Source organism: Rhizobium sullae (assembly GCF_900169785.1).
GTDB classification, from domain to species: Bacteria; Pseudomonadota; Alphaproteobacteria; order Rhizobiales; family Rhizobiaceae; genus Rhizobium; species Rhizobium sullae.
This window is the reverse complement of the sequence record NZ_FWER01000023.1, coordinates 69390-94957: the sequence shown is the minus strand read 5'-3', so window position 1 is coordinate 94957 and position 25568 is coordinate 69390. Positions and strand designations below refer to the sequence as shown.

The following is a 25568-nucleotide window of genomic DNA, read 5'->3' as shown; positions in this document are numbered from 1 at the left end:
GCCATTACGCCGTGAAGATCTGGTTGATTTTCTCAATCCAGGCGGAGCGATTTGCGTTGACGTACGACCAATCGGGGCTGAACAGGCCAAGTTCATCCATCTTAGTATCGGGATAGGCGAGGAGGCCGGCGATTTCGGGTTTGAAGCTCAGCCCGGAGATAGAGGGAGCTGCCAGTGCGGTTTCTGCAAGTCCTGACTGCACCGATGAATCCAGCATGCGGTTCATGAACGCCGCGCCAAGATCGGCATTGGGCGCATTCTTGACCAGGACTTGGCAGTTGACCCCAGCAAAGGCTCCCTCCTTCGGGAAGCACATGTCGATACTCGCACCTTTCAGCTTGTACGGATAAACGTATTTGGAATATTCCGGCCCCCCAATAGCGCCCTGTCCCTGCGCTACCAAGAGGGCTGCGTCGTCGGTGCTGTAGAGATTGAGGATGTTGGGTTTCAACGCTTCCAGTTTCGACCATGCCGCGTCCGAGAGGTATTGCGCTTCCTTGTATGGCTTGCCGGTTGCGACAGCTGCAGCGGCAATCACGGTGAAAACGCTCGGGGTCGTCTTGGTTCCAACCATCGAAAACTTGCCTTCGAAGCGGGGATCCCACAGATCGGCATAACTTTCGAGCGGCTTGGTCGCAGTCGGGTTATAGAAAAGGCCGGCAGACGAGATAGCCAAGCCGACGCCGTATCCGTCCTGGAAGACGAAGCGAGGATAGACCTTGTCCATGTTCGGCATCTTATCCTTGGGGAGGGCATCGATCAGGCCTTCACGCTTGGCGATTTCGACGCCTAAGTCGTCAACGAACATGACGGTGAACTTGGGGGCATCTTTGGCCGCACGCAGAAGGGCGATCTGGCCGAGCGTCGAGCCCTGTTGAGCCTCCACTTTGCAATCGAAATCGCGCTCGAAATTCGGCAGCACGCTCTTGCGCATGAACTCGCCCTGGGCGCCGCCCCAGATACCGATCTGCATCGTCTTGCCGGCGGCCCAGCTATTGCGGACGAAGAAGTTCGGGGCGGCCAGCGACGTTGCCGCGGCAGCCACTGTCAAGAATGTACGTCTGTTCATTGCCGAGGAAAGCTTATCGGTCATTTCAGGCTCCTTTTGGGACGGTCGGGGTCAAGGGCATTAGAAGCTCATGGCGCGTCGGAGGCCCGCAAGCCGCTCCAGCACGAGGACGATTGCGAGAGAGAAGAAGATCATCAGCGAAGCGATCGCCGCGATGCCGGGATCGAACATGCGGCTGATCAGGGACACCATCATCATTGGTAGCGGCACGTGGCCGGCGTCGAAGAGCCACATGGAAACGGCGTAGTTGTCGAATGATGTCACGAAGGCGAACAGTGCGCCTGCTACTAGCCCCGGAACGATCTGTGGCCGGGTGACGCGCCAGAATGCCACCATTCGGTTTGCGCCCAAGGTACGCGCGGCGTCCTCGATGTCCGGATCGACCGTGACGAGACTTGCCGACACGGTGCGTACCACATAGGGCGTCGTCACCAGTACGTGCCCTACGACAAGGTTCAGGAAGGCGTTTTGTGAGCCGATCGACGAGAAAAGCCGCAGAAGCGCGATCCCGGTCACCAGGGTCGGGAAGATCAGCGGCGACAGGATCAACCCCTGGATAAGGCCTTTGCCCGGAAATCGAAGGCGAACCAGTCCGACCGCGGTCGGGGTTCCCAGGATGACCGCACCGACGGCGGTGACTGAACTCAGCAGCACGCTGAAGGTGAACGATCCCGTGAAGTCGGGTTCCGCGAGCACGCTGGCGTACCATTTCAGGGTAAAGCCCTGTGGCGGGAACGTCACGAACGGCGTGTCCGAAACAGACATCACGATCGGCATCGCAAGAGGCAGCATCAGGAAGACGACGATAATCGCCGTCAATGTGTAGATAAGGGGAGCGCCGCGCCCCAAGCCGTGCTCAGACATCAGAGGCCCTCCGATGCGCGGGAGCGAAACCGACGCTCGATCAACACCACGTAAAGAACGTTGATCATCATCACGATAACCACCATGACCGTCGAAATCGCAGCCCCGAACGGCCAATCGAAGACAGACAGGATCTGCTCTTCGACTAGGGTGCCCAGCATCTTGGTGAAGTTTCCGCCGAGCAGGGCGGGCAGGATGAAAGAGCTGGCGGTCAGCGAAAACACGAGGGTGCAGCCGACACCAAGGCCCGGAATGCTCAAGGGCAAGGTGACGCGGCGGAAGACGGCAAAGGCGGAGGCGCCAAGGGTTCTGGCCGCATCTTCGACGGCCGGATCTATTCGGCCGATCGCCGCCGCCAAGGGTAATGCCATCATCGGCAGGAAAACCTGGACCGAACCGATGACAATCGCCCATTCGGTGTAGAGAACTTCGACCGGACCAAGCCCCAGGCGCGACAGCGCCCAGTTCAGGACGCCGCTGTTGCCACCGCCAAGGATAATGCGCCAACCATAGGCACGCACCACGACATTCACCAGCAGAGGCGCGATTACCAGGATCGTCAGGACACGACCGATCACCGCCGGACCTCGCGCAATCACCAGCGCCAAGGGATAGGCAAGAACAGCGGCGGCAAGTGTTGTGAAGAGGCTGATCCGCAGAGTGGTCATAACAACCTTCTGATAGAGCGGAACAGTCGCCAGCCGCGTGTAGTTGGCGAGCGTGGAGCTGCCACCGACATAGCCATCTGCCATCTGCTGGAGAAAGCTGTAGCGGACCATCAGACCGACCGGGATTACGAAAATGACAAGAAAGAAAATCACGGCCGGCCCGAGCAGAACCAAGCCCGTCACGAAACGGCCGAGCGCGGGTGCGGTCTTCCGCATCGTGGCGTCACCTGAAAGCGTTGATGTTGCTTGCAATTGCATGGAGCGTCCAAAAGTCCGAGGTAATCGTCACAGCATGTCAATAATTATGCATCAGATTGTCGACAATACAACGAAAATATGTGCGCAAAAACTATCCATTAGCGCTGAGAAATTAAGCAAAATGCCTAAAGAATGGGTTTTTGCGAGGCTCCGAAAGGATCGGGCCGGAGGGCCAGACGCGCGGCCCATGACTGCGCACCACGACCAACGGCTCGACGCTGCCTCAGGGGAGGTCTTCTCATGCGGCGAGCGGGCGATATCAACTGGGGCGGAGGGCGCGCCCGCTCACGCAGTGAAAACCTTGGCGAGCGACACGGTCGGTCGTTCGTCCCGATCGAGATCCAGGCGGCCTTCGATGTTCGATAGATGTTCGGACATCAGGGCGATCGCCCTCGGCGTATCCTTGGCCTCGATGGCTTCCAATATATGCTCGTGCTCGTGGTAGGAGCAGCTTGGCCGCCCGGGGCGTTCATAGGCCTGGATGACGAGAGATTCCCGCGTTATCAGTTCGCCGAGGAACTTGGACAGGAGACTGTTGTCCGCGAATTCAGCCAGAAGCGTGTGAAATTCGCCCGAAAGTGCGATCATTTCGGCATGGTCACGCTCCTCGTCTGCGCGCCGCTCCTTGTCGACGTGCTGCTTCAGAACACGCCGCTCGGCATTCCCAAGCTTCTTTGTGACCGCTGTCACAATTGTCGCTTCAATGCCGCGCCGTGCTTCGAACAGTTCCCGAGCGTCCTTGACCGAGGGCCTGGCAACTGATGCACCCCGGTTTGGCTCGATCACGACCAGGCCCTCATAGGCGAGCCTCGAGAACACCTTGCGGATACGACTGCGACTCACCGAGAAGATCTGACGCATTTCGTCTTCGCGGAGGCGCGTCCCTGGGGGAAGCTTCTGCCCGCCAATGGCATCCCGGATTTTTGCATAGATGGCATCCTCTACGGAATACTCATCTTCAGAAGTTTGCGAGTCGGTCATTCCCCTTTGATAGCCCAACGTGATTTCGTTGACAATGTCAGCAGCAAATGTCCATCAAGCGGCCAAACTGCGTTTTTGGTCCGGGCCGAGCGACCCAGCCTTGGTGTTGGACACTTTGCGCTTGCATTTGGGTGTGTTGCCAAGGTGGCCTATTTTTATTGCCAAAATTATATTGTATTGTCGACAATAACATGCATTGTTGCCGACGCAATCATCTGAATTCAGTTAGCAGCCTTTTCAAAGACCATTGCTCTGCAGGAGAACTGCGCACATGCCGCACGAAAGTGCCGTAACCCTGTTTCGCGGGGTGTCCGTCTACGATCCATCAGTCGAAGCGGCGATGAGGGGTCCGCTTGACGTCCTGATAGAAGCCGGCCGGATAACACGGATCGCGAAGACGATAGAGCCGCCGCCCGGCGCCAGGCAGATCGCCGGGATCCAACATCTGTTAATGCCCGGCCTCGTCAACGGGCACTTCCATTCGTCGGTCAACCACATGAAGGGTCGCCTGCCGGGCCTACCACTCGAAATTTTCATGCTCTATGAATCGCCCGCCCTCGACGTCCTGATGCCCACGCCGCGGGAGGCGTACCTGCGCACCATGTTGGCGGCGATCGAGATGCTGAAGAGCGGCACGACCGCCGTCCAGGATGACGCGTTCTTCGTGCCGCAACCGACCACGGAGATCATCGATGCTGTTTGCCAGGCATATGCGGACTGTGGCATCCGCGCGACCGTTGCGCTTGACGAACCGCAAGTGCCTGAGCTCGAAAAGCTGCCGTTTCTGGCCGACCTCGTGCCGCCACACATTCTCGACGAGCTTTCCAGGTCACCGGCGCTCGGAAGGGAAGATCTGCTCGGACTCTACGACCATCTCATAACAAAATGGCACGGGCATGCGAACGGGCGCATTCGCGCGGCCGTCTCCTGCTCCGCGCCCCAGCGCGTGACGACGGACTATTTCCACACCCTCGACGAGCTCAGCCGCGATCACCAGATTCCATTCTATGCCCATATGTTGGAAACGAAACTGCAGCGCGTTCTCGGGATCGAGAAATACGGTGGGCGTTCGCTGATCCGCTATGTCCATGATCTCGGCCTGTTGTCGGAGCGAATGAACATCATCCATGCTATCTGGGTCGATGACGCAGACCTCGACCTGATCGCAGCGTCCGGCGCGGCGGTCGCCCACAATCCCATCAGCAATCTCAGGCTGGGAAGCGGGGTTATGCCGTTTCGCCGGATGCGCGAGCGCAACATCCCGATTTGCCTCGGTGTCGACGAGGCCATCGCAGACGATGCGGTCAACATGTGGTCGGTCATCAAGACGGCCGGGATGATCCACAACCTGTCGGAGGCGGACTACCGCCGCTGGCCCCAGGCTGCAGAAATCATGGATTGTGCCATCGAAGGCGGCGCCCGTGCGATGGGGATGCAGGGCAAGCTCGGTCGTGTCGACGTCGGCCAGATCGCCGACCTTATCCTGATTGATCTGAGATCGATGGCGTTCTCGCCGCTCAACGACCTGCAGCGCCAGCTTGTTCATTGTGAGGACGGGCGATCGGTCGCAATGACCATGGTGGACGGTCAAATTGTCGCCGAAAGGGGCACGACGACGCTGGTCAACGAAGCGGACATCCTGGCGGAGGCGCGGGAGATCTTTTCACGGAAAGCGCCGGCGCTCGCGGATGCAGCAGCGGCGATGAACCGCCTGCTGCCGTTCTACGACGAGATGTATTTCAAGGCGGCGGCCGTCGACGTCGGGATGAATCGCAAACTGGGCGAGACGAGGAGTTCATGAACATGCGCCAGGAATGGTACTCTTATTCTGCGATACCAAAGCGACCTCGGACACGTTGGCCGAACGGCAAGCGGCTAGCGGTCTACGTTGCATTGGGGATCGAGGAATATGCGTTCGGTACGGGTCTGAGCGAGAACCTTATCACCGGAACTTCCCATCCCGACCTGGCGAATACCGCATGGCGTGACTACGGCAACCGCGTCGGTGGATTCCGGCTGATCGACCGCCTCGGAAAATTCGGGATTCGGCCAGCGATCCTCCTCAATACCGATGTCTACCAGACATCTTCGGCCATCACGGATGCTGCCCGAGAGGCTAACGCCGAATTCGTGGCCCACGGAACGTCGAACTCCGATACTCTCGCGACCATGAACCCGGCCGAGGAAGAGCTCTACCTCAAAAGGGTAGCAGCCGAGATTTCCAAACAGGAAGGCAACCCGCCACTTGGTTGGTCAAGTCCGTGGCTCGCTCATAGCGCCACGACGCTCGACAACCTGCATGGCGCAGGGTTCAGGTATCTCCTGGATCTGCGGCTCGACGACCAGCCCGTCTGGCTCACGACGAAACACGGCAAGCTGCTGTCGATTCCCTACGCGCTCGAAATCAACGATAGTTCGACCATGATTGGACGGCAGACCGCAGCCGGCGACTTTGCCGATATGATCATTGATGAATTCGATGAGCTGCGAGCGGCATCCGAGGATCGCGCTCTCGTCATGAGCATCGTCGTGCACTCTTTCATCTCAGGTCAGCCGTTTCGGTTGAAGGCACTCACGCGGGCGCTGGAGCACATCAGCCAACATGTCGACGATGTCTGGTTCACGCTGCCGCGCGAAATCGCGGACGCCGTGGCGAACTATCCTGACCTGGCAGTTTGAGAGACCCAGGGCCTTGCATTCCGATTTCTGCATTTCGATGCGCGGCGTAAAACGGGTAAGAACAAGACCCGGTCCTGCGCAAGGTCGAACCAACCAAATGCGGCGCGCGCTCGGCTTTAACGCCACCGTGCCCGTGTCGGCGAACGCAAAGGCATGGAAGATGGAAGCTCACATTCCGAGAGTATCACGTAAGTGCTTCTGCAGTTGGTCCAAACACTAAGTGCTTCGTGTGCCAAATGTGCGCCCCGAAATTCTCAATATCATTCCGGAATCGGCCGGACCGCGTCTAGCCACGAGCAGAGGCGGCGCAATTTACTCGGTGCGCCCTCCGGGATCACAGGTCATTGCTGCAGCGGACCATTATGCCGCGGTGACGCTTGCGCCTGCATCGAGAATACGAGCCTGCTTGGGGAGCGACAGGATGCACGAGTACAATGCTGTGGTCGGGGCGATTACCATTCGACCGGCGCAAGTCGATGGCTGGGCGGAATGGGCAAGCATTAAAGAAACCCTCATTTTTGCTCTGAAGCCGCAAAGTCTCCTCGAGCTAGCCACCGGTGAATTTGACCTCGCCGAGGTCGAACTTCAGCCGCCGGCGTTCGGAACGGTCGACTTGAAAGCCTTGCGGATAGCCGAACTGCTGAAGATGGAACTGATGCAGCAGGGTCCGCCAAGCGCACTCTATGTGGACTCGCTGCTGACGCTCTTTGGCATCCATCTCCTGAGAAACTACTCAGCACTGCGCAAGCACACCATGAACCTGAAAGGCGGCCTATCTGCCTCGGGTGCTCGAAGAATCCACGAATTCGTGCATGAAAATTTCACTCGGAAAATAGCTGTGGCAGAGCTTGCGGCGATAGCCGATCTGTCTCCCTACTATTTCATTCGCGCGTTCACAAAGAGATTTGGGCAACCACCGCATCAGTATGTTCTCTTCTTGCGACTGTCCTTTGCCGAGAGGCTGTTGGTCGAGGGAAAGGAGACCATTGCTGAAATCGCCTATCTTGCCGGCTTCTCGAGCCAGAGCCACCTGACCGCATCGATGCGCAAATACCGGCAGGTGACGCCGGCAGAGCTCCGCGCAAAGAAATGAGGGTGTCAGCGTGGCGCGAGGTCGCAAACGCTGAATTAGTTGATTCTAAATAACAAAACCCCCATAAAAACAGACTTGAATCGATGAAATCTTTGCGACGAATGAGCTTTGCCGCAATTTTCTGACACCCGAAGCAATATCCTGAAATACCGCGAACCACCATTTGTGACCCCCTGAGGCGGTGCAACGATCCGGTGCTCGAGCGCTCTCTGCATTCAAAAAAAGCCACCCGTTAACGAGGCGGAGGCGAACGGTAACCTGGGCACTTGGCCACCGAAACTGCAAAGCCGAGGAGGCATCAATGGACAATCTCGACACGTTCACGCCGTCGCCGACAGTGCGCCAGTTCCGGCCGCCAGTAATAACGCATGACATCATCGGCTATGCACGAGAATGCAATCGCCAACCGATAGAAGTCGATCCAATGGGTGCGCAAACCAGTCTCGTTGGCGGCATTGGTTCAGGCTTTCATACCTGCGCATCGGCTCCGCGCACCAGTACGGTGAAGGCGTTCTCGAACTCAGTGGCGCTCTTTTTGGGGAACGCCGGTTGCCTTGATCATGCGAAGCCCACCAGTCCTTTGCTTTCCAAAGCAACGGAAGCAAACACCGGACCCCTGCTAGGTAGACGCCACACCGAGGGAGGCTTCGCGCGATGAGGATTGCCATTATAGGAGGCGGACCGACGGCCGTTTCCCTGCTCGATAGCTTGATCCACGCGCGTGAGACCATCGGCCCGGTGTCGCTGGACGTGACCGTCTTCGATCGATCGCCGCACCCGTGGTGTGGCACCAGCTTTGCCGCCGATAGGCCAGAGGCACTGGCGAATACGTATGCGCGCGATATGTCAGTGCGGCACTGGCAGCCCGAGCATGCGGATATCTGATTGAAGGCGAGCGGCTACGCAGAGTTCACAGGTGACAATTTCGCGCCGCGTTCGGTGATTGGGCAGTACTTCAAGGACTCTGCACAGCAAGCAGTTGTGAAACTGGAAGCCTTCGCGTTCATCCGCGAGTGGGTGACGGAACTGACCGTCATCGACGGTCGCGTCCGGGTGTCCACCCAGAAAGGAAGCGACGCATTCGATTACGCAATCTTGTCCGTGGGCCGTTCAGCGAACTTCGACCCCTACGGGCTGGAGGGCAAGGAGAACTTCTCCGCCAAGGTCTATCCCCTTGCCGATGCTCTGCGCGGCGTGGATCCTGACGAAAACATAGGAATTATCGGCTCTGGGCTGACCGCAATCGATTTGACTATGGCATTGAAGGCGAACAACCATCGCGGCCGAATTACCCTTCTGTCCAGACATGGTCTGCTGCCCGCGGTTCGGCCCCCGGCACTCAAATACGAGCTGAAATATTTCACAGTAAAGGCCGTCGAGAAAATCGCCGCGGCAAAGGGCGGCATCTCCTTGGAGGATCTCGTGCACCTCCACCGCAAGGAACTTGACAGCGCCGGGACGTCCCCGCAACCTATCCTAGATGAAGTATTTCCAAGAGACTACGGCATTGATCGGCTGCGGCGTCAGTTGATGCACATTGAAGACGGCCGGGCTGCGTATTCGATTACGATCAAAATGCTCTTAGCTCTCCAGGACGCGTGGTACTTCCTTGAGTCATCAGAGAAAGCACACGCGGCTAGGTTTCATCATGTTTGCAATAGTCTCTGCTGCCCAATGCCGAGACACCGCGCGGCGGACCTCCTCGACCTCGCCGACACGGGCCAACTAGACGTTATTCGTGAAGTGAAGTCAGTGGCCAAGCATGCACATGGACAGTTCGTCGCCATGACCGCAGGCCATCCACCGCTCACTTTCGACAGGGTGTTTTCCGCGGCTTCCAATGGGAATGCGCTCGATCCCAGAGCCGCATCGCTCCTCAATAGTCTGCTGCAGTCTGGACAGTCACGTGCCCATCCGTTCGGAGGTCTCGATGTTGAACGTACCACGAGTCGGCTCTTGGATGCCGGCGGCCGCCCACAGCCGTGCCTCTATGCAGTGGGCACCACGACGAGTGGAGCGTTTCAAATCTTGAACGGCTACAGCGTACTTAGGCTGCGTGCAGCCCAAATTGCCGACACAATATTCGAGAACCACCAAGAGAGGCGTGATCGCACACAAGAACGCCGCCGGAGGGCAGTCGTAATCGCGGGCGCCGAGCTCGATGCCCCGGCCCATGTGCCTTTTGATGCCGTCTCGACGTGAAGGCTTTCCAACGAGAGCTGTGAAGCCTCTCGAAAACAGAGCTGATCTGAGATCGTCTAGATAAATTACGGCTATGGGTCGCGTGGTTGTCGAGAATAACGTGGCGCCGCCAGGGCAGCGGAGATTCGGTGGCGACCGAACACCAGGCCTCGAGATAGGCCGGGTCGGAGCGTGGCGTCCCTTTTCTCCAGCGACAACTGGCTGGCAAACCGCGTGGCCGTTGCGGACCCGTGCAACGGTGCTATAGCGAACTGCTTCAACCGATCGAGCCGGGTTGTTTGGCCGCCCAGCCAGCCCCAAGGACGGCGTGCTCGTGATGGACCTCGACGGTTCCGGAGCCATCGAAAAGGGCGATCGCCGCCTCAGCCTTCGCCGCCTTGGGAGGGGAGGGAGGTCGCTATGGGGGCCCTCTAGGCTCGAATGACACGTCCGCGTTCCGCAGATCTGTCGACACTGATATGTCGATGGTGACGAGATGTCAGCAGAACATGTCAATCGTTGTTGGAGGCTGCTAGTCTGAGCCGCGTCGGTTCGATTCCACGACCAAATCTAGCACAGCCCCGCTTCCGGAGGTACGAATCCCGCTGCCCTCGGCGTTATTTCAGGCCGATGGCTTGGGTTCGAGCAATGAATCCTTCGCGGAGAAGACGAATAGTCATATTTGCAATCGCCATTGTCATCCCTCTGGTTTTAGCTTGCCATTTGCGTCCCGACGTAAGCCCGCCATCCGCCGAGCGCGGTCACTTCCTCGGCGTCTGCGACGGCATAAGCCTCACAGAGAAAACCTGAGATGCTGCTGCCATCTTCGAGGGTTACCTTTCCAATGCCGAGCGGCCCCGGAATTTTCTGGACGAAGTTGCCGAAGGCTGCGGGTGGGAGCGCCCAGACTTCGACCTCGAGCCCGTTGCCGGCGAAACCGGGTTCGCGGATGAGGCCGGGTTTTGGCGGTACAGTGTTCGGCAGCACGAAGAGCCGGTAGTCACCGGCTGTGCGGCAGGTTTTCAGGCGATATCCACCCGGTCCGGTGAGTTCGTGGTTGAGTGGCATGCCGGTCAAATGGGCGCCGACGACAGCGATCGGAACAAAGCCGTCGTCAAGCGGTGCAACCCGGCTTTCTTCTGGGAGCGATGCCTTCTTGTCCTTGCCCATGCCGGCCCCAAGCGCCCGGTGCATGGCGTCGGCAAACGGGGCGAGTGCATCATCCGTGAATGTCGGGCCGATCAGCGTCACGCCGCCAGGCAGACCATTGTGCCCGAAGCCCGCCGGAATGGCGATTGCGGCATAGTCGTAGAGATTGACGAAATTCGTGTAGCGCCCGAAATGGCCATTCTTCACGATCGGATCGGCCAGCATCTCCTCGACCGTGTAAGTTGTGGGCGCGGTCGGCAGCAACAGGATGTCCACCTTCGTCCACTCGGCCTTCGTCTTTTGCCGCAGCGCTTCGAGTTTGTATTTACCCTCGAAGGCAGCGACGGCATCATAGGCCTTCGCGCCTTCGATGATGGTGCGAACCGTCGGGTCGAAATCATCCGCGTTGCTGGTCAGGAAGTCCTTGACCGCTGCCAGTCGTTCGGCGACCCACGGGCCATTGTAAAGAAGTTCCGCCGCCTGCCGGAACGGCGCATAATCGAAGGGCACAATGGTCGCGCCAAGTGATTTCGCGCACTCGATCGCCGTACCATAAAGCGCCTCGATATCCCCGTTTCCGAAGAATTCTCGCTCGGTGCTCTCCAACACCCCAATCCGCAAGCCGGTGGCGGGGAGGGCTGCGGGCACGGCGTGACGCGAGAAGGGATCGGTTGCGTCGTAGCCTTCCATCACTTTGCGGATCGCAACACCATCGCCAACCGTGGCGGCAAACACGGTGACCACGTCCACGCTGCGGCAGGCTGGAACGACGCCGACGTTCGGCACAAGCCCAGGGGTCGGCTTGATGCCGACAAGATTGTTGAAGGCGGCGGGTACGCGACCGGACCCGGCCGTGTCCGTGCCCAGCGCGAAGGTCGCAAGGCCGGAGGCGACCGCGACCGCCGAACCTGAGCTCGAACCGCCCGACACATAAGCCGGATCGAAGACGGAGCGCGGTGCGCCATGGGGAGAGCGCGTGCCATTGAGCCCGGTCGCGAACTGGTCGAGGTTGGTCTTGCCGATGACTATAGCGCCTGCCGCCTTGAGGCGCTGGACCACGGTTGAATCCGCAGCCGGCTCATAGGCAAAGGCCGGGCAGGCGGCTGTGGTTGGCAGGCCAGCGGCGTCGATATTGTCCTTTACTGCGAAGGGGATACCCCAGAGGGCCAAGCTGTTTGGCTCGGGCGCGCGCGCCATCAGGTCGCGGGCAGCAGAGCGCAAATCCTCCTCCGGCGTGGCGGTGATGAAGATCGCCGGATCCCTGGAGGCGGCGCGCCGCTTGATCACCTCTTCAACGAGATCGAGCGGCGTCAGGCCGGATTGATAGGCAGCACGAACGGTTGAGAGGTCGAGAATTGTCGGCAGCATGTCAGCAGTTCTCCAGAACGACGATGATATCACCGGCTTTAACATTGCGCCCGGGTCCGGCGCGCAGATCGCGGACGCGTCCGTTCGCGTGGGCAGTGACGTTGATTTCCATTTTCATGGATTCGATGATGGCAACCGTATCGCCGGCGGTGACGGAAGCACCCGGTTCGACCAGCAGTTTCCAGATATTGCCCGGAACGCTGCTGGCAACGCCGAAGCAGTCAGCCGGAATATCGCCGTCAAGGCCTTCTCCCGTGCCTTCGTCGCTGACGAAACTGTCGAGGCCAGCGTCTATCCAGCTTTGCCGCTCGGCGTCGAAAGCCGCCTGCTGCGTCGCCTTGAAGCGGCCGATCGATTGAGCGTTTGAGTGCAGTTCTTCCTCATAGGCTCCGTAGGAGAATTCCGTCTCCTCGATCCGCACCGGATAACCGCCATGTGGAAAGATGGCGCGGGCCTCTGTCAGTTCCTCATGGCTGACCGGGAAGAAGCGGATCTGGTCGAAGAAGTTGAGCAGCCAGGGCTTGCCCTTGGCGAATTCTGGCGTCTGCCGCCAGGTGTTCCAGACTTGGATGGTGCGGCCGAACAGCTGATAGCCGCCTGGGCCTTCCATGCCGTAGATACACATATAGGCGCCGCCGATGCCTACGGCATTTTCCGGGGTCCAGGTGCGGGCCGGGTTGTACTTGGTGGTGACAAGGCGGTGGCGCGGATCGATTGGTGTTGCCACCGGCGCGCCGAGATAGACGTCGCCAAGACCCAGCACCAGATAGCTGGCATCAAAGACGATGTCCTTGACCGCTTGTTCGTCCGGCAATCCGTTGATGCGGCGAATGAACTCGATGTTCGACGGGCACCAAGGCGCGTTCGGGCGCACCAGTTCCTGATACTTGCGCATGGCAAGCTCGGTATCCGGATCGTTCCATGACAGCGGCAGATGGACGATGCGGCTCGGCACCGTCACGTCCTGCGCCGGCGGCAGTGTCGCCTCGATCTCGTATAACAGTCCAAGCAGACGCTTTCGCGTCAGCATTGTCCCGTCGTAGTGGATCTGCAGCGAGCGGATGCCGGGGGTGAGATCAATCAGGCCGGGAAGGCGCGCTTCCACAACGGCTTTCATCAGCAGGTGCACGCGTAGCCTGAGCGCGATATCGAGTGCCATCGGGCCATATTCGACGAGCAGGTTGTCGTCACCCTGGCGGCGGTAGACCACGCAGACAGGGCCTTCTTCCCGCGCTCCGACGATCGCCGAGCCAACATCCGAAACCCGATGGACAACGGGGCCCGCGACGGGATCGTCCGGGCGAGCGAGCGCATGAAAGCGGATGCGATCACCGGGTTTGAACTGACCCATCTTCCACTGCTCGTCACGTGCAATCACCGCCGGGCAGACGAATCCGCCGAGGCTCGGGCCGTCCGGACCGAGAATGATCGGCATATCGCCTGTGAAATCGATCGCGCCGACAGCATAGGCGTTGTCGTGCAGATTGGAGGGGTGAAGCCCAGCCTCGCCGCCATCGCTGCGTGCCCATTCTGGTGCCGGTCCGATGAGGCGGACGCCAGTGCGGGCGCTGTTGAAATGCACCTCGTAGGCGGTGGAAAACAGGGTGTCGATATCGTCCTGCCGAAAGAAATCCGGTGCGCCATGAGGGCCGTAGAGGACGGCGACGTCCCATTCGCGTGTGAGGTCGGCGGGCTCGTTGGCAGCCTGCGGTGGTTTGACGGGTGTCTGCCGCGCAAGGTGCAGCACATGACCGGTCTTCAGCGTGCCGGTCGTGTTGCCGCCGAACTGGCCGAGATCGAAGGTAGCCCGCGAGCCGAGTACGACCGCCGCAGCGAAGCCACCCGCGACCGCAAGATAGGCGCGCTGGCCGGGACCGTCGATGGCGCCGATGGAGAGCACTTGTCCGGCGCGAATGGTCACCCCCGTGCCGTGCGGTAGACGAAGGCCATCACAGGTCATCGGCATGTGCGCTCCGCCGAGTGCAATCACCACATCGGTGTAAAAGCGCAGTGTCGGGCCGGACACGGTCAGCTCCAAGGCAGCCGTCGTGTCATCGTTGCCGACGAGACGGTTGGCATGGCGGAAGGATCGCTCGTCCATCGGGCCGCTCGGCGGCACGCCGACATGCCAGAGGCCAAGGCGGCCGGGCAGTTCCTGGAGACTGGACTGGGCGCCCGGGGACAGAACCTCGATGACATCCGGCACGAAGGCAAAGTCGGGCAGAGCCGTCGTCGCGACGTTGCCGCTTGCGAGAAGATCGGAAGCGGCGATTGCGCGAAGGTAGTCGAGATTCGTCTCGATCCCGGTGATCGACGTCGCGGCAAGCGCTGCCTGAAGTTTTGCGATCGCCGCCGGGCGGTCGTCGGCCGCGACGATGATTTTCGCAAGCATCGGATCGTAGAACGGCGTCACCTCCGTGCCGGTTTCGATCCAGCCGTCGATGCGAGGGTTTGCGGGAAACACGACCTCCGTCAGCAAGCCGGCACTCGGGCGGAAGTCGGCGTGCGGCATCTCGGCATAGACGCGCACTTCGATCGACGCCCCTTTCGGTGCCAGAGCTTCGGCACCCGAAAGCACATCCTCGCCCGCGGCCTGCCGGATCATCCATTCAACGAGGTCGATGCCGAAAACGGCCTCGGTTACCGGGTGCTCCACCTGTAGCCGCGTATTGACCTCGAGGAAGTAGAATTCCCCTCGCGCCGGATCATAGATGAATTCGACCGTGCCGGCCGATGCATAGGACACCGAGCTTCCCAGATCGACTGCCGACTTGTGCAGCCGCGCGCGTGTCGCAGGCGAAAGGCCCGGTGCCGGAGTTTCTTCAACGACCTTCTGGTTGCGCCGCTGCAGCGAGCAATCCCGTTCGCCGAGCGCCACGACCTTACCCTTGCCGTCGCCGAAGATCTGCACTTCGACATGGCGGGCGTCGGCGACGAAACGCTCGAGATATACCCGGGCATCGCCGAAGCTGGCGCGCGCCGTGCGCTGTACGCTTTCGAAGGAGGTCTTGAGTGAAGCCGGATCGGCGCAAAGCTGCATGCCGATGCCGCCGCCGCCCGCAGTCGATTTCAGCATGACCGGATAGCCGATCGTTTCGGCCGTCGTCAACGCGATCTCCAAACTTTCCAGCAGACCGCTGCCCGGCAGAAGCGGCACGCCGCTTCGCTGTGCAAGTTCGCGTGCCGTGTGTTTCAAGCCAAAAGCCGAAAGATGCTCCGGGCGCGGGCCGATGAACACGATGCCCTCGGCGGCGAGCCGCTCGGCAAAGTCGATATTTTCGGAGAGGAAGCCATAGCCCGGATGCACGGCCTCTGCGCCCGTTGCCTTACAGGCGGCGATGACGGCGTCGACGTTCAGATAGCTTTCCGTGGCCGCTGCCGGACCCAGGCGCGCCGCTTCGTCCGCGAGCCGTGTTGCCATGGTAAACCGGTCGGCGTCGGAATAGACGGCGACGGAGGCGATGCCCATTGTCTTCAATGTCCGGATGACCCGGACGGCGATTTCGCCCCTGTTGGCGATGAGGACCTTCTTGAACATGCTCAGGCCACGGTACCTGGTGTAGCGTCCCAGATCAGCACGCGGATCGGCGTCGGATCAAAGCCGTTGCAGGGATTGTTGATTTGCGGGCAGTTGGAAATGACGCAGAGCACGTCCATCTCGGCCACCAGCTCCACATAGTCGCCAGGCGCGGAGATGCCATCGACGATGGTCATCTTGCCATCGGGGCTGATCGGCACGTTCATAAAGAAGTTGATGTTGGGCACGATGTCGCGCTTGCTCATGCCGTGCTTCATCACCTCCAGCAAAAAATTGTCGCGGCAGGCATGAAGATATTTGGTGCCGTGGCCGAAGCGCACGGTGTTGCTCTCGCAGGAGCAGGCGCCGGCCGACGTGTCGTGGCGGCCGCAACTGTCAGCCGTCATCCTCAGCATGACATTGCCTTCGTTGGAGATGATTCGAGTTCCGGTTCCGACATAGGCTGCCCCCTGATCCCGCATCGTGTCCTGGTTGGAATAGCGTTCAGCGAAATCGTCGGCCTTGTAGAACAGCGTGTCGATCGCCTGCTGACCGTAGCTGTCCTCGATACGGATCGTTTGCCCCCTGCGCACGACGCCGGACCACGGCGCTTCGGCCGGGATGAAATGATCCTGGGCTGCGTTTTCGACGGTACGCGAGGCGTCGGTCTGAATGAAATCGATCATGGTCGGCCTCCTCAAGCCTGCATCATGGCGTTGTTCTCGAAGCCGCGGACGGCTTCGGCGGTGGCGGTGCGGGCAAGATCGTCTGCTGCCGGCGCAGCGGCGCGGAAACGGGTGACCGTCACCGGTGCCGGCGCATGCACAGGATTGGGATCCAGCGGATGCGGGCAGTTGGAGAGACCGACGAGCATGTCCATCTCGGCTCGCAACTCGGCGTAGTCGCCGCTGTTGGATGCCTTGCCTTGCCAGCGGAAACCACCGGCATCATCGATTTGGACAGGCGCGAAAAGATTGAGCACGCCGGGAATATCGCGTCGATCTAGACCGAGCTTTCCGGCTGCGAGGATGAAGTTGTCGCGCGTGTTGCGGGTATTTGCGCCCGGATATCTGGCGGCGTTCGATGCGGCCGTCGATCCGCCCATCAGGCAATCATGGGCGCCGGAGCTATCCTCGATCATCGAGAACATCACGCGGCCCATGTCCGAGAAGACCACCCGGCCCTTGCCGAGCGCGGTCGTCCACTGAACCTTGACGGTATCGACCAGATTGAGCCTTTCGCTGGTGTCGGCCGCGTTCCAGGCGATCAGCGCGACGGTCGATAGGCCCTCCTGCTGATCGATCCGCAGCGCCTCGCCGCGCTTCAACAGGGTCGACCAATACCAGCCGCCCGGAATCGTTTCCTGATGGATGACGCGGCCAGCCTCGATTGCGGGCGCAGGTAGTGGGCTCGGTACGGGCAGCGCCTTGGGGGCGAACTCCAAGCCCTTCCTCTGGTGTTCTTCGTAGTGTTGCCGGTTGGCGGCGATTTCCTCTGCGGAACGTCGGACGTGCATGGCTATCTTTCTCCTGACGGGCTGGAAGACGGGTCGTCCCGGCGAGGGCCCTGCAAAACAACCGGGCCGTCCCGGTCAGGGCTAAAGTGTGAAGGCTCGCCCGCACGGCGGGGCGGCCAAATGGCAATGTCCTTGGTGATGGTCGCGCCGTAGCGCTGTTTTTCCTCCGCTCGGTCGCGTGGCCGCTCGAAGGCGACGACGCGGGTGGCGAGTGTGAAGGCCTCGCGCATGTCATGCGTGACCATGACGACAGTCATCTGCGTTTCATTCCAGAGCCGCTTCATCAGCGTGTGGATTTCGGCGCGGATCCCGGGATCGAGCGCACCGAAGGGTTCGTCGAGCAGTAGAACCTTCGGTTTCATGATTAGTGCCTGGGCCAGCGCCAGCCGTTGCTGCATTCCGCCGGAAAGCTGCGCCGGATATTTGGTTTCTGCGCCGGAAAGGCCGACTTCCGCGATAAATTGCCGGGGTTCCTCGAGGGCTGATCGCCGGGCTGCGCCGAAAAGCTTCGCCTTGTATCGCGAGGCTGTCAGTTCCTTGCCGAGCAGAACATTGCCGAGCACAGTCAGGTGCGGGAACACCGAATACCGCTGGAAGACGACGCCGCGATCCGGACCCGGTTCGGGCGGCAGCGGCTCGCCGTCCAACAGGATCGTGCCTCTGGTCGCCCGTTCCTGGCCAAGAAGCATGCGAAGGAAGGTCGACTTGCCGCAACCGGAGGGGCCAACGAGCGCGACGAAGGCGCCGGACGCGACTGTCAACGACACGTTCTCCAGCACGATCTGGTCGCCATATTCCTTCCAGACGTTGTCGATGATCAGTTCGCTCATCCCTGCTTCTCCAGCTCGGACCACGGGAAGACGACGATGCGGATCCGATCGAGGACGAAGTTGGTCAGAACGGCAAGCAGGGTGATCCAGACGACATAGGGAAAGATGATATCCATCGACAGATAACGGCGGACGAGGAAGATGCGATAGCCGAGCCCGGAGTCTGACGAAATCGCTTCCGCTGCAATGAGGAACAGCCAGGCAGGTCCCAACTGCAACCTGAGGCATGTGATCAGGCGCGGCAGAATTTGCGGCAGCACGACGCGTAGTGCGATCTGCCAGGACGAGCCTCCGAGCGTTTCCGCCTTGACGATCTGCTCGCGCGGCAGTTCCAACGTCTTGAGGGCAAGGTCACGGATCATCGTCGGCGCGACGCCAATGACGATCAGTGCGATTTTCGAGGCTTCGCCAAGACCCATGACGATGAAAAGAACGGGCAGCAGCGCCAGCGGCGGGACCATGGAAATCACGACCGCGAAGGGCGCGAGCAGCGAACGCAGATAGGGCAGCATGCCGATCGCCATGCCGATTAGCAGCGCCGTTGCCGTCGAAATCCCGAGGCCTGCGAAAAGCCGGCTCAGGCTAGCAACGGTATCAGACCACAGCAGGTAGTCGCCGGTGCGCGTATCCGGCAGGAAGGCCAGTCGGTTGATCGCCTCGGCAAACACCGAGAGACCGGGCAGTAGCTTATCGTTGGGATTTTCCGCCAGCCGCGCAATCGATCCCGCCCCATAGGCGGCAATCAGCAGCACGAATGGCAGAAGCGTCAAGGTGAGTTGTGCACCCCGGCTCGGCCTGGTGTTGATCCAGCGCATGACATGGCTCCGGTGATGAAAGTAAAACGGCGGTACAGCGAACCCGCACCGCCGTTGGAGATCGTTCAGAGCGAACCGTCAGCGGCGGCCTTCATGTAGGTCTCCGTGAAGCGTAGCTTGACGTTGCCGCTGTCGCCGAGAACCTTGCCGTCCGGCATTTCGATGCCGATGACGTCTGCGGACGCGGCACCACTGCCGAGCAGGCCTTTTTCAAATAGGAATTTGCGCACCAGATCCATCGTCTTTGGCAGGCTCGGCGATGCAGTAAAGGCGACCGCATCGGCCGGCTTGTCGAACAGCTTGGTGGCGGCGATCTGGGCTTCGAAGCCCTTCAGATCGGTGCCGGATGCGGAGCCCATTGCTTCGCGCGCTGCTTTGCCTTCATCATTGTCTGCCGTCATCAGCGCCGCGGTTTCGTACCAGATCCCGGCGAGGGCCTTGCCGAAATTCGGATTGTCCTTCAGCACGCCGGAATTGGCGACCATCAGGTCAATGATCTCTCCGGGGATCTGCGCACTGTCGAAAACCTTCTTGGCCGTCGGATCTTCGAGAATGGTCGCGACGAGCGGGTTCCAGGTAACGATCGCCGTGACATCCGCCGTCTTGTAGGCGGCGACCATGTCGGCATCCGATGTGTTGACGATCTTCACGTCCTGTTCGGTCAGCTTGAGGCTCTCGAGTGCCCGGGCGAACAGATAGTGTGACACGGAAAATTCGACGAGGTTGACGTTCTGGCCCTTCACGTCGGCAAGGCTGGCCTTGTCCTTGAGAATCACCGCGTCATTGCCATTGGAGAAGTCACCGACGATGACGGCGGTCGTATCGACGCCGCCAGCTGCTGGAATGGAGAGACCGTCCATGTTGGTGAGCGTGACCGCGTCGAAGGCGCCGGCCGTGTACTGGTTCATCGATTCAACGTAGTCGTTGAACTGGATCACTTCGATCTTGATGCCGTATTTGTCGGCCCATTTCTTGACGATGCCATGATCGTTCGCGTAGCCCCACGGCATCCAGCCGACATAGATCGACCAGGCGACCTTGAAGTCGGTCTTCGGTGCTGCGAAGGCGTTTGACGTCGTACCGAAGGCCAGCGAAGCCGCCAGCGCGGTGATGGAGAGCATCGTCGAAAAAGTCTGCATTGACATTCCCTTTTTTGCTTTTCTTCAAAAAGGGATCGGCATGGACCATCGCGCCGCCAATCCCTTGGCTAACGAGGTCTCCCGGGCTTTTGTCCCGCCGTGCCCGGCGGGATGTCTCCCCAACCGGTGGCAGCTCTCGGACCAGCACGCTTGTCGAAGCGCCGGAACCCTAGCCACCAACTCTACAGATTGACAAGCAAAAGCCGTGCCAAACTTTAAGTAATTGATTTTGCTTTAATTCATTGAGGAAGCAGTTCCTCCGCCGCAAAAAGTGCATGCACTTGCACATCCTTTGGGCGCCTTGCGCCACTTAAATCATCAGTCCTCTATTTCGGTTATGTGCCGGCGTTCACGTCATTGGGAATGTGCCAGAGGAATTCGGGGTCGGCGTATTGTGGGTCGCGCAAAGGTCTGAGTTAATCTCGCGCCACAAAATCTGGCAGGCTGAGTCGGGCGACGTCTTCGGGCTTGACCTCATATCCCTCGCCAGTCGGGCCTTCTGGGAAAGCCAGGATTCCGACGATCATAGCGACTGGAGCAAGGCGGAGCGTGTTCGTCTGCCGAACCTGAAACCATCCTCCACATCGATCTCGCTACGACTACCGAATGCGCTGCTTGAGCGGATCAAGGTCGCAGCCAGCAAGCGCGACGTTCCTTATCGGTCGCTCATCAAGATCTGGCTTGCGGAAAAGATCGACACATCGGGTGCACAACGATGACGTCCGCGAGGATCGACGCAAGCGATGCACTGTGGCAGGCGCCCGTTCGTCCTGACGTGTAGGGGCAGCAGCATGACCGTCAACCTTGACGCTTCGGCGCGCGTTCAGATCAGATCGAGTCTTAATGTTCGTTCTGGAGCGGGCCAAGGACAGTCACTCCTTCGATCCGAGCTGCGGCTGCCATCTTGCGGTCTGCAGTTGCCAAAGATATCCCCTGCGCCAACGCCAATGCGAGATAGCTGGCATCATAGCCGCTGAGGCTGTGCCGGTTGGCCAGCTCGAGCACCCGCCCGTCACCGCCCGAGCCGGCGTCTTCGATCGACAGGGCTCGCAGCTGGGTCATTACCAGCAGCGCTTCTCCTCGCCGCAGTCGGCCGCGTCGTTCGGCCATGAGAAAGAGATTGCGAGTCTCGAACCAAAAAAGACTGGGCACGAAGCCGACTGTCGAGCGCAGATTGGACATCAGCTGATCGGCTGCTTCGTGCTGTTCGTCGGGGAGAAACCAGGCTGCGGCAATGGAGGCGTCGAGAATAAACGACATCAGTAGCGGCGGCCTTCGTCCCGCCACTGACGAATTTCATCCTGCGTTGTGTGCGGCCGGCCGGCGCGTTGGGCCTTGATCTCGGCGATCAGTGCATCAACGTCGTTTTCGCGGCGAATGCGGGAGAGGCGGGCCACAGGCGTGTTGCCGCGCGAGATGATGACCTCTTCGCCGGCTTCCACCTTGGAAAGCAGCTCCGACAGATGTGTCTTTGCTTCGGCGACCTTGACGTTGACGGCCATGCGGGCTCTCCCTGACGATTGCGCCCAGCGGATCTGCCAACGACGCGCTTCATTTTAGGAAAGGATAAGGGTGATACACTGGGTTGGTCAAGGGCTAACCAACTTGCTTAGATACGGTTCTTGTCGATCGTCACAGCTCCAACATGTCAAAGCCGCGGTAACCAAAACGCGTTAGGGATCTGTGGCGAAGACCAACGGTGCGCGCGGTTCGCACGTAAGGTGAAGGTCACAATGCCCTTTTCGGTTCCGCGGGCGCTAGGGCCTATGCATCTCATGACAACTCCGCGGGCGATCCCGCGCGAGCTGCCAGCGAAAGAGCTGCGCGCGCCGTATCTTCGTCGCAGACGAGGACGGTTCCAAGTCCAGACAAGAGGACAGCGGCAATGGCCTCGACTTTGTTGATACCGCCCGAGGCGAAAACAACGTTCGGAATCTTGCGCAGCGCTTCCAGCGGCGGCGCGATCGCTCTTCGATTGAGCGGGTGATCGATCGGGGTTCCGTTCCTGTCGATGAATTGCGCCAGAACATCGCCACAAGCGCCGGCGGCGACAAGCTCGTCGATTGTAACGTCCTGCGGCAGGCCGTAGCGCATCAGAAGTGAGCGCTCGCTCATATCTCCGATGCTGAGCACGACAAGATCGTTTGCTGCAATCTGCCGGAAAGCGGCCTGGAATACGTCCTGCGTTACGATTGCCGTTCTGGATTCCGGGCTGCCGGCGTAAATGGGAGCCGCAAGATAGGCGCATTGCGCGTTCAATTGACGGGCAAGGTCGCTTGCGATGTCGAACGTGTTGATCTCGATCCCGTGCGTCAGTCCGCCCATCACCGAATTCACGCAGACATCGGGCCGGCGCATGGACGGCATGTGACGCACCATTTCGCGCAGTGTGGCTCCCCAGCCGACGCCAATCCCCGACAGTTTGCTATTGTTGAGCAGCTGGGCGATATAGTCCGCCGTTGCCTGACCGAGCAGCACCGGTATCAGATCGGGATCTGCCGGCGTTGGCACGATGATGGCCCGGCTCAGCGAAAACTCCGAAATCAGCTTCTGCTCAAGTTCGACACAGGTTGTGAGCCGCGAATTCAAGGTGATCGTCACAAGGCCGGAGCGGCGGGCTTCGGCGATGATCTTGTTGACACGAAGCCGGTTGGTGGAAAGCGCGTCGGCAATCTCGCCTTGAGTGCGCCCCTCCATGAAGTAGAGCCATACCACACGAACCTGCATCTGTTCGTCGGGAAGTGCAGCTGGCGCGCCGGCCGCTTTTGCCTGTGTCATCGGACCGCTCTTACAACTTCTGCTTTCGCCGCTATGGGCACCAGATTGACCGCTCTTGTCAATTGCCGTGGCTCGGTGATTTTTGCGCGCATCTCAGTTAGTTGACCCGCCGGCCTGTCGCGCTGTTGAAAAGGTGCAGACTGTCTTCCAGCGCGAAGCACAAGACCGTCTCACCGTCGGAAATTCTCCGGTCGCCCGGAATGCTTGCGACAATCAGTTCGTCCTTCGCATCGTTGAGGCGCAGATGGACATGGTTCTCGTCGCCCACCGTTTCGACGAGTTCGACCGTGCCCTTGAAACGAAGGGCAGGCGAGGTGGTTTCGCCGAGCCTGATGGCACTTGGACGAATGCCGATCATATCGGCGTCGGCCGTCATAGCGAGCTCGTCTGTCGCAATGGTGCCGTTCGTTCCAACGTCGATGAAGTTCATCGGCGGCGATCCGATGAAGCCTGCGACGAAGAGCGTTTCCGGGCGCTGATAGACTTCGATCGGTGTCCCGATCTGTTCGATCCGTCCGCCATTCATGACGACCAGACGGTCAGCGAGCGTCATTGCTTCCAGCTGGTCATGCGTCACGTAGAGGCTTGTCGTCTTCAGCCGCCGCTGCAGGCGTCGGATTTCCACCCGCATCTGTACGCGCAGCTTCGCGTCGAGGTTCGAAAGCGGCTCGTCAAAGAGGAAAGCGGTCGGATTGCGCACGATTGCCCGGCCCATTGCAACGCGCTGGCGCTGCCCGCCTGACAGTTGCCGTGGACGGCGATCGAGCAAGGCGCCGATTTCCAGGATCGCTGCGGTTTCGGCAATGCGCCGGTCGATTTCGACGCGCGCGACGCGACGATTTTTCAATCCATACTCGAGGTTCTGACGAACCGTCATGTGCGGGTAAAGCGCGTAGTTCTGGAAAACCATCGCGATATCGCGCTTTGCGGGCTCGACATTGCTGACGTCGGTTCCGGCGATGCGCAAATGCCCGGAACTGATGCTCTCAAGGCCGGCAATCATCCTTAAAAGCGTCGACTTCCCGCAGCCCGAAGGTCCGACAAGCACGATCATTTCGCCGTCGGCGACTGTCAGGTTGACGCCCTTGACCGCGGGAACCTGCCCGTAATTCTTCTTCAGATCGATCAGTTCTATGGCTGCCATTCGTTCCTCCCGCGCGCCTGTCATACATTTGTAACACGCTATTGACATTTGTAACAAGTCGCCCCTAACCTGTTTTCATCGCCACCTTGGGAGGGGTCAGCCGCAGCCGACAAAACCGGTTCACAAACAGCAGGCGATGGAGAGGAAAACGAGATGACAGATAAGTCTTTAGAAAACGGCCCGCTCGGGAGGGCCTTCAAAACCGTTGCGGCTGGTGCCGCAGCGCTGGTCTTAGGCTTGCAGATTGCTGGAGATGCGCTCGCCGCAGATCGGGTCAAGGTCGAATGGTGGAATGCGGCCAACGGCCGGCTTGCCGAGATCACCAAACAGCTAATCTCCGATTTCAACGCCTCTCAGGACAAGTATGAGGTCGTCGGCGTCAGCAAGGGCAACTATGAGGAAACCATGGCTGCGATGGTCGCGGCCTATCGCGTTGGCCAGCAGCCTGTTTTGATCCAGGCTGCCGAACGCGGCTTCCAGACCATGTACCGGTCCGGCGCGGTTGTTCCGGTCCCTGAACTCATGGAACGGGAAGGCTTCAAGATCAATTGGAACGATTTTGTTGCACCCGTTGCGGGCTTCTATCTCATCAATGGCAAGCCGGCCGCGATGCCGTTCAACAGTTCGACTCCAATCTTCTGGTACAATGCCGAGCAGTTCAAGGCGGCCGGCTTCGAAAAACCGGGCGAAACGTGGCAGGAAGTTGAAAAGCAGCTTTATACGATCAAGGAAAAAGGCATCTCGAAATGCCAGATGGCGCTCGCCAATGACTTCTACTGGAGCCTGATCGAGAATTATGCGGCCATCCAGGACCAACCGTACGGCACCAAAGCCAACGGTTTTGGCGGGCTGGATACCGAGTTCGTCTTCAATAAGAGCCCGCTGATCGTCGGTCAGGTGGAACGCTTGAAAAAGTGGATGGACGATGGCGTGTTGCAGATCGCCGGCCAGGGACTGTCTCCCGACCAGCTCTTCATCTCGGGCACCTGCTCGACCTATGTCGCGTCGACGGCCGCGCATGCCGCGGTGGAGGCGGGTGCAAAATTCAAATGGAGCGCGACCTTCCTTCCGCACGAGAAGGGTATCGAACCGAAGAACAGCACGATCGGCGGCGGCGCGCTCTGGGTGCTCAAGGGCAAATCCGAGGACGAATATAAAGGTGCAGCAGCGTTCCTGAATTTCGTCGCTTCACCGAAGACACAGGTCTGGTGGAGCAAGCAGACGGGGTATGTGCCGGTCACCAACGCAGCCTACGAGCAGGCCAAGGCGGAAGGCTATTACAAGGAGCATCCGACGCGCGAGATCGCCATTCTGCAGCTTTCCAGGGGCACGCCGGACGATAATTCCCGCGGCTTCCGTTTCGGCAATCACAACCAGTCGATGGCGCTTCTTGTCGAAGAGATTCAAGGGGTCTGGACCGGCCAAAAGACGGCCCAGCAGGCGCTTGATTCAGCGGCTTCCCGCGGAAATCAGATCCTTCGCCAATACGAGCAGCTCCATGCGGGAAAGTAATCCCGTG

At 59.8% G+C, this 25568-nt stretch carries 21 protein-coding genes, 1 pseudogene and 1 riboswitch; of the genes and pseudogenes, 7 read left to right on the top strand and 15 right to left on the bottom strand.

The genetic code is table 11. The features are described 5' to 3' along the window. Window positions 1–4: 4 nt before the first annotated feature. The 4 genes from BN1800_RS20870 to BN1800_RS20855 all read right to left on the bottom strand — a co-directional run bounded on the left by BN1800_RS20870 (window position 5) and on the right by BN1800_RS20855 (window position 3840). Window positions 5–1093, bottom strand: coding sequence for an extracellular solute-binding protein (locus BN1800_RS20870; protein WP_087000699.1), 1089 nt, complete (start codon window positions 1091–1093; stop codon window positions 5–7). A 36-nt stretch (window positions 1094–1129) separates the two neighbouring features. After that, window positions 1130–1933, bottom strand: a complete 804-nt coding sequence (locus tag BN1800_RS20865; protein ID WP_087000697.1) for an ABC transporter permease — start codon at window positions 1931–1933, stop codon at window positions 1130–1132. Then, window positions 1933–2817: an ABC transporter permease gene (locus tag BN1800_RS20860; protein ID WP_179213834.1), complete on the bottom strand. Its 885-nt coding sequence runs from the start codon at window positions 2815–2817 to the stop codon at window positions 1933–1935. The genes BN1800_RS20865 and BN1800_RS20860 overlap by 1 nt, the downstream gene beginning before the upstream one ends. 327 nt (window positions 2818–3144) lie before the next feature. Continuing rightward, window positions 3145–3840, bottom strand: coding sequence for a GntR family transcriptional regulator (locus BN1800_RS20855; RefSeq protein WP_087000693.1), 696 nt, complete (start codon window positions 3838–3840; stop codon window positions 3145–3147). Between the two features lie 271 nt (window positions 3841–4111). Here BN1800_RS20855 and BN1800_RS20850 point away from each other — a divergent pair, with 271 nt between their 5' ends. From BN1800_RS20850 to BN1800_RS20825, 5 genes and pseudogenes are all read left to right on the top strand, one after another. Further along, window positions 4112–5641, top strand: a complete 1530-nt coding sequence (locus BN1800_RS20850; protein WP_244564577.1) for an amidohydrolase family protein — start codon at window positions 4112–4114, stop codon at window positions 5639–5641. Further along, the gene (locus tag BN1800_RS20845; protein ID WP_210191285.1) at window positions 5638–6519 is read left to right on the top strand and encodes a polysaccharide deacetylase family protein; all 882 of its coding nucleotides are present in this window, start codon (window positions 5638–5640) and stop codon (window positions 6517–6519) included. The genes BN1800_RS20850 and BN1800_RS20845 overlap by 4 nt, the downstream gene beginning before the upstream one ends. Window positions 6520–6940: 421 nt before the next feature. Beyond that, window positions 6941–7612, top strand: coding sequence for an AraC family transcriptional regulator (locus tag BN1800_RS20840; RefSeq protein ID WP_244564576.1), 672 nt, complete (start codon window positions 6941–6943; stop codon window positions 7610–7612). Between the two features lie 301 nt (window positions 7613–7913). Beyond that, a complete protein-coding gene (locus tag BN1800_RS20835; protein ID WP_087000691.1) occupies window positions 7914–8270 on the top strand; it encodes a hotdog family protein in 357 nt (118 codons plus the stop codon). Beyond that, window positions 8267–9814 (top strand): annotated as a pseudogene (locus BN1800_RS20825) (FAD/NAD(P)-binding protein). Before BN1800_RS20835 ends, BN1800_RS20825 begins: the two are co-directional and overlap by 4 nt. A gap of 690 nt (window positions 9815–10504) precedes the next feature. On the opposite strand, the gene atzF reads toward BN1800_RS20825, so the two are convergent. The 7 genes from atzF to BN1800_RS20790 form a co-directional block, all read right to left on the bottom strand. Further along, window positions 10505–12310, bottom strand: a complete 1806-nt coding sequence (atzF, locus tag BN1800_RS20820; protein WP_087000685.1) for an allophanate hydrolase — start codon at window positions 12308–12310, stop codon at window positions 10505–10507. A gap of 1 nt (window position 12311) precedes the next feature. After that, window positions 12312–15848, bottom strand: coding sequence for an urea carboxylase (gene uca / locus BN1800_RS20815; RefSeq protein ID WP_087000683.1), 3537 nt, complete (start codon window positions 15846–15848; stop codon window positions 12312–12314). Window positions 15849–15850: 2 nt separating this feature from the next. Next, on the bottom strand, window positions 15851–16513 hold the full coding sequence (locus BN1800_RS20810) for an urea amidolyase associated protein UAAP2 (RefSeq protein WP_087000681.1): 663 nt from the start codon (window positions 16511–16513) through the stop codon (window positions 15851–15853). 11 nt (window positions 16514–16524) lie between these two features. Then, window positions 16525–17343, bottom strand: coding sequence for an urea amidolyase associated protein UAAP1 (locus BN1800_RS20805; RefSeq protein WP_087000679.1), 819 nt, complete (start codon window positions 17341–17343; stop codon window positions 16525–16527). Between the two features lie 2 nt (window positions 17344–17345). Further along, window positions 17346–18173, bottom strand: a complete 828-nt coding sequence (locus BN1800_RS20800) for an ABC transporter ATP-binding protein (RefSeq protein WP_087000677.1) — start codon at window positions 18171–18173, stop codon at window positions 17346–17348. Then, on the bottom strand, window positions 18170–18988 hold the full coding sequence (locus tag BN1800_RS20795; RefSeq protein WP_087000676.1) for an ABC transporter permease: 819 nt from the start codon (window positions 18986–18988) through the stop codon (window positions 18170–18172). Before BN1800_RS20795 ends, BN1800_RS20800 begins: the two co-directional genes overlap by 4 nt. A gap of 65 nt (window positions 18989–19053) precedes the next feature. Beyond that, window positions 19054–20127, bottom strand: a complete 1074-nt coding sequence (locus BN1800_RS20790; RefSeq protein WP_027512984.1) for a putative urea ABC transporter substrate-binding protein — start codon at window positions 20125–20127, stop codon at window positions 19054–19056. Between the two features lie 76 nt (window positions 20128–20203). Beyond that, window positions 20204–20311: riboswitch (guanidine-I (ykkC/yxkD leader) on the bottom strand. A gap of 292 nt (window positions 20312–20603) precedes the next feature. On the opposite strand from BN1800_RS20790, the gene BN1800_RS20785 reads away from it, so the two are divergent. After that, window positions 20604–20846 (top strand): BrnA antitoxin family protein, encoded by a 243-nt coding sequence (locus tag BN1800_RS20785; protein ID WP_087000818.1) that lies wholly within the window; start codon window positions 20604–20606, stop codon window positions 20844–20846. A gap of 121 nt (window positions 20847–20967) precedes the next feature. Here BN1800_RS20785 and BN1800_RS20780 read toward each other — a convergent pair whose 3' ends face one another. From BN1800_RS20780 to ugpC, 4 genes are all read right to left on the bottom strand, one after another. Next, window positions 20968–21387 (bottom strand): type II toxin-antitoxin system VapC family toxin, encoded by a 420-nt coding sequence (locus tag BN1800_RS20780; RefSeq protein ID WP_087000674.1) that lies wholly within the window; start codon window positions 21385–21387, stop codon window positions 20968–20970. After that, complete coding sequence (locus tag BN1800_RS20775) at window positions 21387–21629, bottom strand: type II toxin-antitoxin system Phd/YefM family antitoxin (RefSeq protein ID WP_027512987.1); 243 nt, start codon at window positions 21627–21629, stop codon at window positions 21387–21389. Before BN1800_RS20775 ends, BN1800_RS20780 begins: the two co-directional genes overlap by 1 nt. A gap of 271 nt (window positions 21630–21900) precedes the next feature. Next, entirely contained in the window at window positions 21901–22905 is a 1005-nt protein-coding gene (locus BN1800_RS20770; protein ID WP_027512988.1) for a sugar-binding transcriptional regulator, read from the bottom strand. Between the two features lie 97 nt (window positions 22906–23002). Next, window positions 23003–24049 carry a sn-glycerol-3-phosphate ABC transporter ATP-binding protein UgpC gene (gene ugpC / locus BN1800_RS20765; RefSeq protein WP_087000672.1) on the bottom strand — a complete coding sequence of 349 codons (1047 nt, stop codon included), beginning with the start codon at window positions 24047–24049 and terminating at the stop codon, window positions 23003–23005. 153 nt (window positions 24050–24202) lie between these two features. Here ugpC and BN1800_RS20760 point away from each other — a divergent pair, with 153 nt between their 5' ends. Then, on the top strand, window positions 24203–25561 hold the full coding sequence (locus tag BN1800_RS20760) for an extracellular solute-binding protein (protein ID WP_027512990.1): 1359 nt from the start codon (window positions 24203–24205) through the stop codon (window positions 25559–25561). The last annotated feature ends 7 nt before the right edge of the window (window positions 25562–25568 follow it).

Bases quoted from the DNA above. Each gene is read 5' to 3' on its own strand.
- BN1800_RS20860 (WP_179213834.1), bottom strand. From the start codon at position 2,817: ATGCGGAAGACCGCACCCGCGCTCGGCCGTTTCGTGACGGGCTTGGTT.
- atzF (WP_087000685.1), bottom strand. From the start codon at position 12,310: ATGCTGCCGACAATTCTCGACCTCTCAACCGTTCGTGCTGCCTATCAA.
- BN1800_RS20840 (WP_244564576.1), top strand. From the start codon at position 6,941: ATGCACGAGTACAATGCTGTGGTCGGGGCGATTACCATTCGACCGGCG.
- BN1800_RS20850 (WP_244564577.1), top strand. From the start codon at position 4,112: ATGCCGCACGAAAGTGCCGTAACCCTGTTTCGCGGGGTGTCCGTCTAC.
- BN1800_RS20790 (WP_027512984.1), bottom strand. From the start codon at position 20,127: ATGCAGACTTTTTCGACGATGCTCTCCATCACCGCGCTGGCGGCTTCG.
- BN1800_RS20775 (WP_027512987.1), bottom strand. From the start codon at position 21,629: ATGGCCGTCAACGTCAAGGTCGCCGAAGCAAAGACACATCTGTCGGAG.
- BN1800_RS20770 (WP_027512988.1), bottom strand. From the start codon at position 22,905: ATGACACAGGCAAAAGCGGCCGGCGCGCCAGCTGCACTTCCCGACGAA.
- BN1800_RS20805 (WP_087000679.1), bottom strand. From the start codon at position 17,343: ATGCACGTCCGACGTTCCGCAGAGGAAATCGCCGCCAACCGGCAACAC.
- BN1800_RS20835 (WP_087000691.1), top strand. From the start codon at position 7,914: ATGGACAATCTCGACACGTTCACGCCGTCGCCGACAGTGCGCCAGTTC.
- BN1800_RS20870 (WP_087000699.1), bottom strand. From the start codon at position 1,093: ATGACCGATAAGCTTTCCTCGGCAATGAACAGACGTACATTCTTGACA.
- BN1800_RS20795 (WP_087000676.1), bottom strand. From the start codon at position 18,988: ATGCGCTGGATCAACACCAGGCCGAGCCGGGGTGCACAACTCACCTTG.
- BN1800_RS20845 (WP_210191285.1), top strand. From the start codon at position 5,638: ATGAACATGCGCCAGGAATGGTACTCTTATTCTGCGATACCAAAGCGA.
- BN1800_RS20855 (WP_087000693.1), bottom strand. From the start codon at position 3,840: ATGACCGACTCGCAAACTTCTGAAGATGAGTATTCCGTAGAGGATGCC.
- BN1800_RS20780 (WP_087000674.1), bottom strand. From the start codon at position 21,387: ATGTCGTTTATTCTCGACGCCTCCATTGCCGCAGCCTGGTTTCTCCCC.
- BN1800_RS20865 (WP_087000697.1), bottom strand. From the start codon at position 1,933: ATGTCTGAGCACGGCTTGGGGCGCGGCGCTCCCCTTATCTACACATTG.
- BN1800_RS20810 (WP_087000681.1), bottom strand. From the start codon at position 16,513: ATGATCGATTTCATTCAGACCGACGCCTCGCGTACCGTCGAAAACGCA.
- uca (WP_087000683.1), bottom strand. From the start codon at position 15,848: ATGTTCAAGAAGGTCCTCATCGCCAACAGGGGCGAAATCGCCGTCCGG.
- BN1800_RS20760 (WP_027512990.1), top strand. From the start codon at position 24,203: ATGACAGATAAGTCTTTAGAAAACGGCCCGCTCGGGAGGGCCTTCAAA.
- ugpC (WP_087000672.1), bottom strand. From the start codon at position 24,049: ATGGCAGCCATAGAACTGATCGATCTGAAGAAGAATTACGGGCAGGTT.
- BN1800_RS20800 (WP_087000677.1), bottom strand. From the start codon at position 18,173: ATGAGCGAACTGATCATCGACAACGTCTGGAAGGAATATGGCGACCAG.